Source organism: Aequorivita xiaoshiensis (genome assembly GCF_022008395.1).
GTDB lineage: Bacteria > Bacteroidota > Bacteroidia > Flavobacteriales > Flavobacteriaceae > Aequorivita > Aequorivita xiaoshiensis.
Genome location: NZ_JAIRBB010000005.1, coordinates 100158 through 116458 on the forward strand (window position 1 = coordinate 100158; position 16301 = coordinate 116458).

Consider the following 16301-nt stretch of genomic DNA (forward strand, 5'->3'; position numbering starts at 1 on the left):
TTATTCGGATTAAAAATGATGTGAATCCTAACGAAACTGGTTGAAAACCTACTTCTTTTTCTTAACAAGATTGAACAAACGTCCAATCCGTTGAATAAATGAATCGAAGTCGAATATCCCTTGATCAGTAGTAGCTCTATAGGTTAGCCATATGCTTAATGGGAACATAATTGCGGTACTTAACCAAGTAGCAATAAATGGGTGCATCGTTCCATCTTCAGCACTATTTTTAGCAAAAATACCAATAAAATGATAGGTTAAAAATAGCAGAATAGCTACAACCATCGGCAGTCCCATTCCACCTTTTCGGATAATAGCACCAAGCGGAGCACCTACAAAGAAGAGAATGATACAGGCGAATCCTAAAACATATTTTTCGTGTAAGGCTATTTCTGTTTTATTAAGTCGCTTTGTTTTGTTCCTGAATTCAACCTTTTTCGCGTCTATCGCTTGAACAGTGCCTTTGGCATTGTTTAAAGCTAATTTTATAATTTGATGTTGATGAGTAGGATTGTAAATTTCTAATATGCTATTAATAGCAGGAGGAACAGAAGAGTCGTCAACCTTAATATCATTGAATTTTTCAATTCCACTGCGGTAGTACATATTTTTAGTGTACGATTCAATATCCTTTGAATAACTCTTAGAAAGCGAATCTATTTCAACTCTTAATTCGCTACTGTTATACATATTCTGGTTGTCGATATTGTTGTCTTTATCAATATCTTTTTCATTCAACTCGGTAAGGTCAATATTTATTGAGTATTCTTCAAAGTAGCTTTTAGCAAAAGGTTGTCTCTTTTTGGTGGCAGGTTTTTTTGATTGAATTTCTTCGTAATAGTTTCCTTCCTTCAGAATTAAGGAAAGTGTGTTACTTCCTTCTTCACTTGCTAACTCACCCTTATTTGCAATAATAACAGTAAAGTTACCCGTAGGTCTATCTTCATTTTTCTTATGTATTACAACATCTTCTAAAAATTGACCACGGTCACCAGTTTTCTTTTCCACCTTTATGTTAAACAAATCTCCAATCTGACTAAATTGTCCTTCAGCAATAACCATAGATGGTTTAAACTGAGAAATATTTCGTCTTAAATTTTGCCATTTATATTCGGAATAAGGTATAACATTGTTAGCGAAGAAAAATGCAGTAATAGCAAGAATTCCTATAAAACCTATTACACTTCCCATAGCTCGCTGCAGAGAAATCCCAGTAGATTTCATGGCGGCAAACTCATACTTTTCAGCAAAACTCCCAAAAACCATTAAGGAAGTTACCAAAACAGTAAGTGGGAGCACTAAGGGTATTAATCGTGGAGATACAAACCAAAGAAACTTCATTACAATCCAAAAGTCAAGGTCTTTACCTGCAAGTTCGGAAATGTAGAGCCAAATGGTTTGTAGTACAAAAATGAACATTAAAATAATGAAGACGCTTATAAACGTCTTCAAAAATGTTACTAATATGTACCTGTCAAGTATCTTCACTTATAAGGGCTTATAGGTTGTTGATGTAGTAGCCGTCTTTTTTGTATTTAGCCTCGTCAAAAGTAAATAAGGTTTTTGAAACAGGTAGGTTTGTCTTAAAAGAATTTACTGTAAGGGTGTATTTTGTTCCTTGATTGTCTGTTTGTATCAATTTGTAGATGTGTTTTGTCTGTACATCAATCCCCAACAGAATATTTTTAATTTCCGCATTAGAGTCGATTGGCATCAACTTTACATATTGAATTTTTCTTCCTTTTACATTTTGAACAATATCCATTTTATAAGTGTAACCATTTTCGTAAAAAGTCAACATTTTTGAAGGAGTAACTTCCTTGTCATCTTTCGGGTTGTAAGAAGAAATAGTTACTTCTTCATCTTCAGGAACGATAGTGTATATTTTCTTACCGTCAAAAATTCGAGTTGTCCCCAACATATTCAAAACGTATTTATCTCCTTGAAGTGTTACGTCACCACGAGTATCTTGATTTACATTTTCTTTTGAATTGTTTAAGTTGTATTTGAAGTCTATCGCTATGTTATCATAGCTTTTCACTTTTTCAGAAACCTCTTTAAGTAAAGATTTAGCGTCCTGTGCTTGTGTGAATGTAGTGATAAAAAGAGCTATTAGAATAATGCTTAATTTTTTCATTTTAGATATTTTTTGTTTCGTTTTCTAATAATTGATTTAATGCGTCAATAGTTGGAACTAAAACTGATCGTGCTTTGCTGCCTTCAAAAGGGCCAACAATTCCAGCCGCTTCTAATTGATCTATAATTCTACCAGCTCTGTTGTACCCTAACTTTAGCTTTCGCTGTAGTAATGAGGCGGAACCTTGCTGTGCAATTACAAGAACTTCGGCTGCTTCACGGAACAGTTTATCGCGATCCTTTATGTCATTATCAAGAGTTGTGCCACCTTCCTCTCCCACGTACTCAGGAAGTAGGTGTGCATCTGGAAATGCTTTTTGCGAACCGATAAAATCTGTAATATCATCTACTTCTGGTGTATCAACAAATGCACACTGTAAACGAGTTAGCTCATTACCTTGAGTGTACAACATATCGCCACGCCCAATAAGCTGATCGGCTCCAGAATTATCTAGAATGGTACGGGAGTCTATTTTACTTGTTACTCTAAAAGCAATTCTCGCAGGGAAGTTTGCTTTAATAATACCAGTAATAACATTTACAGATGGTCGTTGTGTAGCTACAATTAAGTGAATTCCAACGGCACGAGCTAATTGGGCAAGTCGAGCGATAGGAGTTTCAACTTCTTTTCCTGCAGTCATAATCAAATCTGCAAACTCATCGATTACTAATACGATATACGGTAAAAATCTATGCCCGTCATTAGGGTTTAGTTTTCTGTTTTTGAATTTAGTATTGTACTCTTTAATGTTACGCACCATTGCATCCTTCAGCAAATCGTAACGAGCATCCATTTCAATACAAAGTGAATTTAATGTATTGATAACCTTAGTTGTATCGGTAATAATTGCATCTTCTGAATCTGGAAGCTTCGCTAAAAAGTGACGTTCAATTTTGTTGAATAGGGTAAGCTCAACCTTTTTTGGATCTACTAATACAAATTTTACTTCAGCTGGATGCTTCTTATATAAAAGGGAGGTAAGAATTGCGTTAAGTCCAACCGATTTACCTTGCCCTGTAGCCCCTGCCATAAGCAAGTGAGGCATTTTTGCTAAGTCAACTACAAAAGTTTCGTTGCTAATTGTCTTTCCGAAAGCAATTGGCAATTCCATTTCAGCATTTTGAAATTTTGCCGATCCAATTACAGAACGCATTGAAACTATTTTAGGGTTTTTATTAGGAACTTCAATACCTATAGTACCGCGTCCTGGAATAGGAGCAATAATTCTAATTCCTAAGGCAGAAAGTGAAAGAGCAATATCGTCCTCTAAGTTTTTAATTTTAGAAATTCGAACTCCAGCATCAGGTACAATTTCATAAAGCGTTACAGTTGGTCCAACAGTAGCTTTAATATTTGCAATACCTATTTTATAATTATTTAGCGTTTCTACAATTCTATTCTTGTTTTCTTCAAGTTCTTCTTGGTCTATGGTAATTGCTCCGCCTATAGTATGGTCGCGTAATAACTCAAGCGTTGGAAACCTGTATTTGCTCAATTCCAATCTTGGGTCGAATTCCCCATAGTCTTTTACAAGCTTTTCACTTAAAGTGTCTACCTCTTCTTCTTCAGCTGCTTGTTCGACCTCCATTTCAACATCTCCTTCTGTTTCAGATTTTAAAATAAGTTTTTCTTTAGAAGGTGAGGGTGGAGTAGGAGTTGGTTTTTCAACAACCTCAAAAGTTTCCTCTTCTGTGGGTTCTGACACTTCTTCTGTATTAGAAGTATTTGTGTTTTTGCCTTCTTCAGAAATCTTCGCTTTTGGCGTAGTTTCGGTTGATTTGAATTCTGAAATTACCTCATTTTTAGACTTTTTAATTGCGCCAATTACTTTTTCAGGAGTAAGTTTAAGACGAACAACTAAATAGATGATAGCAATAAATGTCATCACTAATATAGTTCCTATTAATCCTAAGTAATCTTGCAAATAATCGTTTGCCTCGAAACCAATAATTCCACTAAAGAGTGTTGTTTTTTCATTAAAGAAACCGAAGAAAACGGAGAACCATAACATTAATAATAATCCCCAAAACCAGAATCTTAGCAGTTGTTTTTTGGCAAAATCAAAGAAGTAATATATCCCTGTAAGACCAATGAGAATGGCTAGGAAATAGGCAGCTATCCCAAAACCGTCATAAATAAAAAAGTGAGCTATGTTAGCTCCAAACTTATTTAATAAGTTTTCTGTTTGAAGTTCACGTTCGTTAAATATACCAATTTCGCTTTGATCAATTTTCCAAGTAAAGAAATACGAGGTAAATGAAATTAAAAGAGCAACCCCTAACAAAAATAAAAAGCTACCTAAAATTATTTTCTGTTGTTTAGATAACTTAAAACTTATTTTTTTACGAGGTGTCTTGGTGGTTTTTTTCTTTTTCTTGGCCATTAATGGAACAGTTGTCTTTATTGCAAAAATACAAATATAGAACTTGTAATTTTTAAAAAGTAAACTTCAAATTTTAAAATCGTTTTTAAATATTAAGGATTAGAAGTTTATACTTTTTGCGAGTATAAACTTCTAAAATAAAGGAAATTAATCTGAATTTTTAAAATTTCGGTATATAAATAATACACCCTATAATTACAGCCGTAATTGCGGCAAAGAATACTGCACCCGCAGCAATATCTTTTATAAAGCCAATTTTGGTGTGAAAATTAGGGTGAATAAAATCTGCGATTCCTTCAATTGCTGAATTTAGCCCCTCTAAACCTAAAACTAATCCTATCGCAAAAACTTGAAACATCCACTCCGTAGTGGAAATTTCAAAATAGAAACCTGCAATAGTCATTAATACCCCTATTGTAGCTTGAACTTGGATGCTTGGTTCGGTGCGAAGCAATAAACAAGCACCTTTTATAGCATAACCAGCTCCTTTAAGGCGTTTACCTAAAAAGGTTTGCCACATTATAAAAGTGTTTTTAGTGCAGAAAGATAATCTGGTTCTTCTCCAATTTCTGGAACTAGTTGACTATGGATTACTTTTCCTTTTTCATCTACAACAACAACCGCTCTTGAAAGAAGACCTTTTAAAGCGCCAGTAGTCATTTCTACTCCATATTTCTTTCCAAACTCTCCAGTGCGAAAGTCTGATAGGTTGTTAACGTTTCTCAATTCTTCTTCACTTACAAAACGCTTATGAGCGAATGGAAGGTCTTTTGAAATGCACAACACCTTTGTGTTGTCTAATCCTGTAGCTTTTTCGTTGAACTTTCTTACTGAGGTAGCACAAACGTTAGTATCAATACTCGGGAAGATGTTCATTACAACTCGGGATCCTTTGTAGTCTGATAACTTCTTAGCGCTTAAATCTTCTGAAGTTAATTCAAAATCTGGAGCCGAATCTCCAACTTGTGGTAGACTTCCAATTGTTTCGATGTCCTTTCCACCTAATTTTATATGTGCCATAGTATTTCTTTTAAATGAGGGATAAAGATAAGAATTCGTTTTCTGTTAATCTATCAACAAGTTCTTAAAGAAAAGAGTTTTTTAATCGATTGTTAAATTTGGTGTGTTTACTATGCTATATACAAAAGAAAAGGCCGTCCAAAAATATAGACGGCCTTAATTGGAATTCTAAACTGTAAAGTTATCGGTCTATAGAGCCTATTACTTTTTGTGCAAATGCATTAGCAGCTTCGCGCTCAGGCATTCCATCTTCAATCATTTTATGAACTTCTACTGCACCACATAGGTTAGTGATAAGCTCTCCAATAACGTCCAATTCTTCATCTGTAATCCTATTGTATTCGCTAAACGATTCTAAAACTTCAATACAGCTTTCAATCTGTTCTGATGAATTGTTTCGCTGAATATGTCTAATTACCGGTAACTTCATCTATAAGACTCTTTAAAGGTTCAACTTTATTCGTTTGAACTTGGTTTACTAATTCGCCATTTTTGAAAGTTGCGAAAGTTGGTAAATTATTCACATTAGCCATCTTTCTGCTTTCAGGAAACTTCTCAGCATCTACCATAACGAATTTGTAACCTTCAGTTTCTGTCGCCAATTTTTTAAATTTTGGCTTCATCAATCTACAATTGCCACACCATCCTGCAGAATATTGAACTATCACGTTCTTTTCTTCAGAAACAAATTGCTGCAGGCTATCATCTTTTAGCTCTACTACCATATCTTAATTTCTTAAATATGTAGCAACTCCTTCGCGGTTAGCGACCATTGCTTCTTTACCTTCTTCCCAGTTTGCTGGACATACTTCACCATTTTTCTGAACGTGAGTATAAGCATCAACTAATCTTAGGTATTCGTTTACATTTCTACCAAGTGGCATATCGTTTACACTTTCGTGGAAAACTTTTCCTTCCTCATCGATTAGGTAAGTTGCACGGTAAGTTACGTTATCACCTTCTACTGTGTAAAGACCAGTTTCTTCATCGAACTTTTCGTTTTTGATATCAAGAATACCTAAAGCGTTAGATAGGTTACGATTAGTATCTGCAAGTAATGGGTAAGTAACACCTTCAATTCCACCTTCATCTTTTGGAGTGTTTAACCAAGCAAAATGTACTTCTGGAGTATCACAAGATGCACCAATTACCATTGTGTTTTTATCTTCAAATTGTTTTAGCGCTTCCTGGAAAGAGTGAATCTCAGTTGGGCAAACAAACGTAAAGTCTTTTGGATACCAGAAAAGTAATACTTTTTTGTTGTTCTTTTTTGCTTCTTCTAGTACATTTAACTTAAAAGTATCTCCCATTTCGTTCATTGCGTCTACTGCGATGTTTGGGAAATTTTTTCCTACTAATGACATAATTTTATTGTTTATTAAGGTTAATAATTTTCTTTTACAAAGATAAGAACTACCTTAATATTTAATAGAAATACTCAATGGATTAATTTATAATCCGATAGGTTTTGTCGATAGGTTAAAATTTTAACAATAAGAAAAAGCTATGAGTGAATTAAGCGGTTTCTGTTGTAGCTAACTGTCTGATTTTAATTCTGAATGCTGCAAAAAGCAAAGTAGTAAATGGACTCAGCCAGTTGAAAATAGCATATCCTGCATAATGAAGCGTGTCCACACCTAAAACTTCACTATGGTATGCACCACAAGTATTCCAAGGGATTAATACAGAAGTTACAGTACCACTATCCTCGAGAGTTCTAGATAAGTTTTCTGGTGCAAGACCTTTATCTTTAAATGCTTGAGCATACATTTTGCCAGGAACAACAATTGCTAAATATTGATCACTTGCTGTTAGGTTTATAGCCAAACAGCTTGCAACAGTACTTGCAAAAAGTCCGAAGGTAGTGTGAAACAACTTCAACAACGCTCTACTAATTGCGGATAACGCACCAATGGCATCCATAATTCCCCCAAATGTCATAGCACAAATAATTAACCATACTGTGTTTAACATGCCAGACATTCCTTTGGCTGAAAATAAATCTTCTAAAGATTCATTGTCTGTAGCAATAGAACTGTCAACGGTTATTGCGTTCATTATTCCTTTATAGCCAGATTCAAAAGTTAAAGAAGTTCCTCCTCCAACAGACGCTACAATGTCTGGTTGAAAAATTAATGCGGCTACCCCTCCAAGCAAGGAACCAATTAATAGGGCAATAAGTGGAGATGTTTTTTTAACAATCATAATAATTACTGCGATTGGAACTACAAACAACCACGGACTTACGTTTATAGACTTTTCTACAGACGTTAAAATAGCTTGTGTATCTGCTGTTCCGGAAGTATCAATATTAAATCCTAATATTATAAATACAATTAAAGTTACAGTTAATGTAGGAACGGTAGTATAGAGCATATATCTAATATGAGTAAACAAATCTGTTCCTGCCATAGCAGGAGCTAGGTTGGTAGTATCACTTAAAGGTGAAATTTTATCTCCAAAATAAGATCCAGAAAGAATTGCCCCAGCCGTCATTCCCAGTGGAATGTTCATAGCATCTGCAATACCTATCAAGGCAATACCTACCGTTGCAGACGTTGTCCAACTACTTCCAGTTGCCACCGAAATAATGGCACATATTATAATACAAGAAGCTAGGAATATAGTCGGGTTTAATATCTGTAGTCCATAATAAATCATTGTTGGGATTATCCCGCTAATTAACCAAGTTCCTGCCAATGCTCCAACCATTAATAAAATTAAAATAGCCCCAGCAGTCGATTTAATGTTGGAAGCCACTTCTTCTATCATTTGGTCGAACTTAACTTTGTTGAAGAAACCAACAATCGCAGCCACAGCTCCTCCCATTAAGAGTATAAACTGGTTACTTCCACTTAGAGCATCATCACCATAAGCTACAGATACATTGTAGAAAAGCATTATTATTAATGCAAATACGGGTATTAAAGCCTCCCATATATTTAATTCAAAATTTTCAACAACGTCTTCTTTTTTGGGGTCGGTAGGCTTAGTGTCTTGGTTTTGCATGGTGTGATTTATTTTTAGGAATGTAATGTTACGATTTTGAAAAAACTTACGCAAATTAAAAAAGGGAACAGATTGTCTGTTCCCTTTTCAAAATTATAAACAAATAAGATTTTACTTTAATATTCCAACTTTAACCATACACTCACGCATCATAGTGTAGGTGCGTTCAATGTCGTTATCTAAACCTATGCTAAAACGAATTAATCCATCGCTTAACCCCATTTCTTTTTGTTCGTCTTCTGGAATTTCAGAAGAAGTAGAAGATCCAGGAGCGCTAAACAATGTTTTATAAAATCCTAGACTTACAGCTAAATAACCAAGATTGCGCTCTTGCATTAACTCCATTAATTCATTCGCTTTATCAATGCTGCCAGCGTCAACTGTTAGCATTCCACCATAGCCGTATTCTTTGTTCATCATTTTAGTAAAAAGCTCGTGTCCTGAATGCGATTTTAAACCTGGATATACGGTTTTTAAGCCGTCAGCTTCAAATTTTTCAGCCAAATACAAAGCGTTTTCGCTATGTTGCTTGATTCTTATATGAAGTGTTCTCAGGTTTTTTAAAATTGAAGCAGCACGAAAACTATCCATTGCAGGACCTAGAAGCATATTTGCACCGTCGTTTACATTTCGTAAACTATCGATAAATTCTTGAGTACCACAAGTAACGCCACCCATGGTATCACTACTTCCATTTATGAATTTTGTTAAACTGTGAAGTACAACATCGGCTCCTAGTTTTGCTGGAGAAAGGCTTAATGGTGAAAAAGTGTTATCTACTAATAGTTGAAGGTTGTGTTTTTTTGCAATTTTTGATAGTCCTTCAATATCGGCAACTTCCAACAATGGGTTGCTCACTGTTTCGCAGTAAAGAACTTTAGTGTTTTCAGTAATTGCAGCCTCAACCTGATCAAGTTTAGTAATATCTACAAAAGAAGTTTCAATATTTAGTCTCGGTGCAAAGTTTTTAAGAAATGCATAAGTCCCACCGTAAATTGTACGACTAGCAACTATATGGTCTCCAGCTTTACACAGTTGTAGTAATGCAGGGGTGATAGCACCCATTCCGCTTGCAGCAACATTTGCTGTTTCTGTGCCTTCCATTGCAGCAAGTGCTTGCCCTAGGTATAAGTTTGATGGACTCGTGTGTCGCGAATAAAGATAGCATCCGTCTGCATTTCCTTCAAAGGTATCGAACATAGTTTTTGCTGAAAGAAATGTGTATGTAGATGAATCTGATATAGAGGGGTTAACGCCTCCAAATTCTCCAAAGTATTGTAAATCTTGAATTTTATCTGCTGGTTTAAATGCCATGATTGTCTTTTTATTGTTGTTTCACAAATTTGCGAAAATTTATAGGAGTGGTCAAATTATAAAAGCAATTACTTTTTAATGATAAAACTTTAACTTTTAAACCGCTAAACTTTTAAACTATTAAGCAGTATTGTACCTTTGCATCTTCAAATAAAAAACACATACAAGATGTCAAAATATGATGTAGCAGTAATAGGTTCTGGTCCTGGTGGCTATGTAGCAGCAATTCGTTGCGCACAATTGGGTATGAAAACCGCAATTATAGAAAAGTACGATGTATTAGGAGGTACTTGCCTTAACGTTGGCTGTATTCCTAGTAAAGCCTTATTAGACTCTTCACATCACTACGAAGATGCTATGAAGCACTTCGAAGATCACGGAATTGAAATTCCTGGCGATATTAAGCTTAATTTCAAAAAAATGATCGAGCGCAAAGCCTCTGTTGTAGATCAAACTACCAAAGGGATCGTGTATTTGATGGATAAAAATAAAATCGATGTTTATACGGGAATGGGATCTTTTAAAGACGCTACTCATATCGATATAACTAAGGGTAAGAAAACCGAAACCATCGAAGCAAAAAATACAATTATTGCTACTGGAAGTAAACCTTCAACGCTACCTTTTATTAAGTTAGATAAAGATAGAGTAATTACTTCAACGGAAGCATTAAGCTTAAAGGAAGTGCCAAAGCACCTAGTGGTGATTGGTGGTGGAGTAATTGGTCTAGAATTAGGCCAAGTTTATCGACGTTTAGGTGCAGAAGTTTCTGTTATTGAGTATATGGACAGAATTATTCCTACAATGGATGCTGCCCAAAGTAAAGAGCTTACAAAGGCAATGAAGAAACAAGGGGTTAAGTTTTACCTTTCTCATAAAGTTTCTGATGTTTCTAAAAAAGGAAAAGAAGTTGTAATTACTGCAACCGATAAGAAAGATAAAGAAGTTACCTTTAAAGGTGATTACTGCTTAGTTTGTGTAGGAAGAAAACCTTATACAGATGGATTAAAAGCTGAAAACGCTGGGGTAAAAGTTACTGAGCGTGGGATGATAGATGTAAACGACCAACTTCAAACAAACATTAGCAACATTTACGCTATTGGTGATGTTGTTAGAGGTGCAATGTTAGCTCATAAAGCTTCAGAAGAAGGAACCTTAGTGGCTGAAATTATAGCGGGTCAAAAACCACATATCAATTACAACTTAATCCCAGGTGTAGTTTATACCTGGCCGGAAGTTGCTTCTGTAGGTAAAACAGAAGAGCAGCTAAAAGAAGCTAAAGTTGAATACAAAGCTGGGCAATTCCCAATGCGTGCCTTAGGAAGAAGCCGTGCTAGTGGTGATATTGATGGTTTTGTGAAAATTCTATCAGATAAAAATACAGATGAGGTATTAGGTGTACATATGGTAGGAGCCAGAGTGGCCGATTTAATTGCTGAAGCTGTAGTAGCTATGGAATTCCGCGCTAGTGCAGAAGATATTGCTAGAATGAGTCACGCACACCCAACGTATGCCGAAGCAGTAAAAGAAGCTGCACTTGCCGCGACTGATGACAGAGCTATTCACGTTTAGAAAAAGTGGATATCGATAAATGGTGAGTAACCATAAAAAAAAGCATCTTGAAATATTTCAAGATGCTTTTTTGCTTTATATGACTTATTGTGGATTATTCAATAATTCCTCCACAAGAAACACGTCCACCAGCATCACCTGTTGGTTGTGAAACAAAATCGTCTTCACCATCGTGAACAATAATAGCTTTCCCAACAATGTTTTTGTTTTCATCATCACATCCAATACACCATTCGTCAGTTTCCATAGAAATTTTTGCCATCCCATTAGCATCAGCAACCATATTTCCTATATCACCTTTATGGTAGCCTTCGGCATCTCCCCACTTACCGTGTCTTTGATGAGTTGGGTTCCAGTGACCTCCAGTTGAAGTTCCATCATCTGCACTACAGTCTGCTTTTTCGTGAATATGAATGGCGTGAGTACCTTCAGTTAAACCTTCAAATTTTGCGTCCATTTTTACTACTCCATTTTCTTCAGTAAAGACAACCTGACCAATAGCATTACTTCCACTTTTAGACTCCATCATTACCGATAGCGTTTTTGGAGCTTCCTTTACTTCTTCCACTTCAACCGATTCGGTTAATTCCTCTAAAGAATCAGCATCTTTTTTTTCGTTTTTACAGCCTACAAAAGCTATCATTGCTGAAGCTGTAAGTAATAGTCCTAATTTTTTCATTTAAAAAGTTTTTTAGTTTGTGTTGATTATTAATTAATCATTAAAGGTAAGATTTCGCCATCCTACAAACAAGATTTTAAAAAAATCTTAGCAGTTTTTATGAATAACGGAATTCTACTAATATTTAAGCATTATTCTACAAGTTTAGTAATAATTTGTGTTTTGCTATGAAGCGTTTTATGAACAGGGCATTTATCTGCAATTTGCATCAATTTCGTTTTTTGCTCATCGGTTAGATTCCCTACCAATTTAATTTCACGCTTAAAAGTGTCAATTTTTGAAGAATCTTTTTCGCATTCTTGACAATCTATAGCGTGTTCTTTTGAGTAGTCTATATGCACGGAAACATTGCCTACATCCCAATTTTTTCTTCTCGCATACATATGTATTGTCATAACTGTACAAGCAGCAAGTCCTGCAGATAAAAATTCGTAAGGCGAAGGACCGAAGTTGTTTCCGCCGAAAGATTTTGGTTCATCTGCTATTAAATAATGATCGCCAACTTTTAAATTGGTGGTAAACTTCTCGTCTTGTCCTAAACTAGCAGCAACCTTACTTTTACTCCTTATTTCTTTGGCAGAAGGTATTTCTACATATCGCGAAGCCCATCCAGCAATAACTTCACCTACATACTTAGAATCTTCTTTTTTCGAAAGTAAATGATCTACGCCATCTAATGACACAAAGCTTTTAGGATGATGAGCGGCGATGTAAATTTTTTCAGCATTTTTAATACCAACTGTGTTATCTTGTGGAGAATGTAAAATTAACAATGCTTTTCTAAGATCACTTACAACATCTTTTAAAGTGTTGTTTTCTAGATCGTCTAGAAATTGTTTTTTTATGGTGAAATCTACACCGCCTAAATTAACTTTAGCTTTTCCATTTCTAGTTATTTCTTGTTCGCTATCCTTTAATAAATGCATAACGTGCGATGGATCACTTGGCGAATTGATAACTGCAACAGCTTTTATAGATTCAAGTTTAGAAGCCGCAAAAATGGCCGCAGCTCCACCAAGCGAATGGCCAATGATAAGCGTAGGGGCTTGATAATTGTTTTCTAAGAAGTTGGCTGCTTCTATAAGATCGTCAACGTTTCCTGAAAAGTTGGTATTCTCAAAATCTCCTTCGCTTTCACCTAAACCTGTGAAATCAAATCGCAACACTCCGAATCCTTCATTCGTTAGTGCCCGACCAACATTTTTTACAGCAGTTAAGTTTTTGGTGCACGTAAAACAATGCGCAAATATTACAAAGTTATGAGGCTTCTGATCTAATGGTAGTTCTAAACGACCTGCTAATTGCTCTTCATCTTTATTAGTAAAAGATACCTTATGGATATTCATAAAAATCGTTTTTGATTAAAGTACAAATTGTAAAAATATGTAACTTTAAAATTAAGTATTTTATAAAGGAAAAACAGAAGTTTCCATAAATTAATTCAACAGCGTTCATTAATAGTTTTAATGCTAGTTTAACGTTTACCTGTTTTATTTAAATAACAAATCTGTTACATTTATAAGATGAACAAAAAAGTATTTAAAAGCGGATTTGTCTTCACCAAGCACACGCCCAAAGAGCTGTCTCCTTTCGAAAAGCTCTTAGATGTATTCCAAGAATTAATAACGCATACTTCTGGGGATGTTGATGAAGCTTTAGAGTGGTTAAAGCAATTGGATGACGAATATAAACTAACTACCGATGACTACACCCTGAATGATTTTGTGGAGGATCTTAAAAAGAAAGGTTATTTACGCGAAGAAATTAAAGTGGATGGGAAAGGAGGTTTAGCAATTACCGATAAAACTGAAAGAGCGCTTCGAAAGAGAGCTTTAGAGCAAATCTTTGGAAAACTGCGAAAAAGTGGCGCTGGAAACCACCGCACCAAACAAACAGGGAGAGGAGATGAGCAAGCAGGAGAATTTCGCTCCTATCGATTTGGAGACTCATTAGAACAGATTTCAATGACCGAGAGCTTTAAAAATGCTCAGATTAATCACGGTTTGGGTGAATTTACACTGTCTGAAAACGATTTGGTTGTTGAAGAAACGATGTACAAAACCCAAATGAGTACTGTATTAATGATAGACATAAGTCATAGTATGATTCTTTACGGAGAAGATAGAATCACCCCCGCTAAAAAAGTGGCAATGGCTTTATCCGAATTTATAACAACCCGTTACCCAAAAGATACTTTGGATATTTTAGTATTCGGAAATGATGCTTGGCCAATTCAAATTAAAGATTTGCCTTATTTAAATGTAGGTCCTTACCATACAAATACAGTTGCTGGATTGCAATTGGCAATGGATTTGTTGCGAAGAAAAAGAAATACTAATAAACAGATATTTATGATAACTGACGGAAAACCAAGCTGTGTACGACTTCCCGATGGGCGTTATTACAAAAATAGCAATGGTTTAGATAGGTATATCGTTAATAAATGTTACGCAATGGCATCTCAGGCTAGGAAACTTCACATTCCAATAACAACCTTTATGATTGCTGAGGATCCCTATTTAATGCAGTTTATTGAACATTTTACAGCAGCAAACCAAGGGAAGGCATTTTACACAGGATTGAAAGGATTAGGAGAAATGATTTTTAGTGATTATGAATCTAATAGAAGAAAAAGAATAAGATAAAAAGGCTATTTCCAAGAAGTAGAATTGAAAGCACCTAGTTGGTTTAAAAATTTAAGAAAGAACAGATATGAATATAGATATTACTAAAATAAAGACATTAGGCGACCTTCAAAAGTCAGGTTATGAATCAAAATCTGTAAAGGAAGAATTACGCAGAAACCTTCTTCAAAAAATTATGAAGAAAGAAAGTCCGTTTGTGGGAATTCACGGATATGAATTGACAGTAATTCCAGCATTGGAACGAGCTATACTGTCTAAACACAATATTAATCTTCTTGGATTACGCGGACAAGCGAAAACGCGGTTAGCGCGACAAATGGTTGGGCTATTAGACGAGTATATACCTATTGTGGAAGGTAGCGAAGTAAATGACGATCCTTATAGCCCAATATCTCGATATGCTAAAAATTTAATTGAAGAAGAAGGGGATAATACTCCTATAAATTGGTTGCATCGAGATAAACGTTTTTTTGAAAAACTTGCCACACCTGATGTTACTGTAGCTGATATTATTGGCGATGTGGATCCTATTAAAGCGGCTAATTTAAAACTAAACTATGCCGATGATCGAGTAATTCATTTTGGAATGATCCCGCGAAGTAATCGATGCATTTTTGTTATTAATGAATTGCCAGATTTGCAACCGCGAATTCAAGTAGCATTATTTAATATTCTTCAAGAAGGAGATGTTCAAATTAGAGGTTTTGCCTTGCGATTACCATTAGATATACAATTTGTATTTACGGCAAATCCAGAAGATTATACCAACCGTGGAAGTATTGTTACACCATTAAAAGATAGAATTGGTTCCCAAATTCTCACACATTATCCAGAAAGTATAAGAACAGCTCGTGCAATTACTGAACAAGAGACCGATCAAGCTACTAAAGAAAAGTCTAATGTTTATGTTCCCGATCTAGCCAAGGATATTTTAGAACAAATAAGCTTTGAAGCACGAGAGAATAATTATATAGATGTAAAAAGTGGTGTAAGTGCAAGATTGAGTATTACTGCCTTCGAAAACTTATTGAGCACTGCCGAAAGAAGAGCATTACATAACGGAATGCAAAAGACTTCTATAAGGTTGGGTGACTTTATAGGAGTTATCCCTGCAATTACAGGTAAGATTGAATTGGTGTATGAAGGAGAACAGGAAGGAGTAAATCAAGTTGCGCAGCAGTTAATAGTTGATGCAGTTGACACAACTTTTAAAGAGCGTTTTCCAAAAATTGAAAAGCTCACCAAAGAAGGAGATGACGATCCGTATTCTAAAATTGTTTCTTGGTTTTTTGAAGAAAGTGATTTTGAACTATTGGACTCTTACTCCGATGAAGAATACAGAATGGAACTTGATAGGATAACTCCTTTACAGGATTTAATAGATAAACATCAGCCTGATACTTTAAAAGAGGATATTTATTTTTTAAAAGAAGTAATACTATGGGGGCTGGCAGCCAATAACAAGTTAAGTAAATTTAGTATTGGCAACGGACTTCATTTTAAAGATGTTTATGGTGGTTATATAAGTGGGCTATAGCTTAT

The 16301-nt window shown here is 35.2% G+C and carries 15 protein-coding genes; 3 read left to right on the top strand and 12 right to left on the bottom strand.

The genetic code is table 11. From position 1 onward, the window contains the following. Positions 1–48 precede the first annotated feature (48 nt). The 10 genes from K8344_RS07950 to K8344_RS07995 all read right to left on the bottom strand — a co-directional run bounded on the left by K8344_RS07950 (position 49) and on the right by K8344_RS07995 (position 9863). On the bottom strand, positions 49–1488 hold the full coding sequence (locus K8344_RS07950) for an LptF/LptG family permease (RefSeq protein ID WP_237608202.1): 1440 nt from the start codon (positions 1486–1488) through the stop codon (positions 49–51). A 10-nt stretch (positions 1489–1498) separates the two neighbouring features. After that, on the bottom strand, positions 1499–2137 hold the full coding sequence (lolA1, locus tag K8344_RS07955; protein ID WP_185098772.1) for an outer membrane lipoprotein periplasmic chaperone LolA1: 639 nt from the start codon (positions 2135–2137) through the stop codon (positions 1499–1501). A 1-nt stretch (position 2138) separates the two neighbouring features. Beyond that, entirely contained in the window at positions 2139–4520 is a 2382-nt protein-coding gene (locus K8344_RS07960; RefSeq protein ID WP_237608203.1) for an FtsK/SpoIIIE family DNA translocase, read from the bottom strand. A gap of 160 nt (positions 4521–4680) precedes the next feature. After that, positions 4681–5040, bottom strand: a complete 360-nt coding sequence (locus K8344_RS07965) for a diacylglycerol kinase family protein (RefSeq protein ID WP_237608204.1) — start codon at positions 5038–5040, stop codon at positions 4681–4683. Then, complete coding sequence (tpx, locus tag K8344_RS07970; protein WP_237608205.1) at positions 5040–5540, bottom strand: thiol peroxidase; 501 nt, start codon at positions 5538–5540, stop codon at positions 5040–5042. The genes K8344_RS07965 and tpx overlap by 1 nt, the downstream gene beginning before the upstream one ends. Before the next feature lie 181 nt (positions 5541–5721). Continuing rightward, positions 5722–5970 (bottom strand): DUF6952 family protein, encoded by a 249-nt coding sequence (locus K8344_RS07975; protein ID WP_237608206.1) that lies wholly within the window; start codon positions 5968–5970, stop codon positions 5722–5724. After that, positions 5951–6265, bottom strand: coding sequence for a thioredoxin family protein (locus K8344_RS07980; RefSeq protein ID WP_139855707.1), 315 nt, complete (start codon positions 6263–6265; stop codon positions 5951–5953). Before K8344_RS07980 ends, K8344_RS07975 begins: the two co-directional genes overlap by 20 nt. 3 nt (positions 6266–6268) lie before the next feature. Then, entirely contained in the window at positions 6269–6904 is a 636-nt protein-coding gene (locus K8344_RS07985; RefSeq protein ID WP_237608207.1) for a peroxiredoxin, read from the bottom strand. A 151-nt stretch (positions 6905–7055) separates the two neighbouring features. Then, the gene (gene nhaC, locus K8344_RS07990; RefSeq protein WP_237608208.1) at positions 7056–8549 is read right to left on the bottom strand and encodes a Na+/H+ antiporter NhaC; all 1494 of its coding nucleotides are present in this window, start codon (positions 8547–8549) and stop codon (positions 7056–7058) included. Positions 8550–8660: 111 nt separating this feature from the next. After that, positions 8661–9863, bottom strand: a complete 1203-nt coding sequence (locus K8344_RS07995; RefSeq protein WP_237608209.1) for an aminotransferase class I/II-fold pyridoxal phosphate-dependent enzyme — start codon at positions 9861–9863, stop codon at positions 8661–8663. A gap of 168 nt (positions 9864–10031) precedes the next feature. Between K8344_RS07995 and lpdA the strand changes: the two genes are divergently transcribed. Next, positions 10032–11435: a dihydrolipoyl dehydrogenase gene (lpdA, locus tag K8344_RS08000; protein WP_237608210.1), complete on the top strand. Its 1404-nt coding sequence runs from the start codon at positions 10032–10034 to the stop codon at positions 11433–11435. 94 nt (positions 11436–11529) lie between these two features. On the opposite strand, the gene K8344_RS08005 is transcribed toward lpdA, so the two are convergent. Beyond that, complete coding sequence (locus K8344_RS08005; protein WP_237608211.1) at positions 11530–12114, bottom strand: superoxide dismutase family protein; 585 nt, start codon at positions 12112–12114, stop codon at positions 11530–11532. Between the two features lie 131 nt (positions 12115–12245). Continuing rightward, positions 12246–13460: a bifunctional alpha/beta hydrolase/OsmC family protein gene (locus tag K8344_RS08010; RefSeq protein ID WP_237608212.1), complete on the bottom strand. Its 1215-nt coding sequence runs from the start codon at positions 13458–13460 to the stop codon at positions 12246–12248. Positions 13461–13637: 177 nt separating this feature from the next. Between K8344_RS08010 and K8344_RS08015 the strand changes: the two genes are divergently transcribed. Beyond that, complete coding sequence (locus K8344_RS08015) at positions 13638–14759, top strand: vWA domain-containing protein (protein WP_237608213.1); 1122 nt, start codon at positions 13638–13640, stop codon at positions 14757–14759. Positions 14760–14832: 73 nt separating this feature from the next. Continuing rightward, entirely contained in the window at positions 14833–16296 is a 1464-nt protein-coding gene (locus tag K8344_RS08020) for a magnesium chelatase (protein WP_237608263.1), read from the top strand. Positions 16297–16301: the final 5 nt, after the last annotated feature.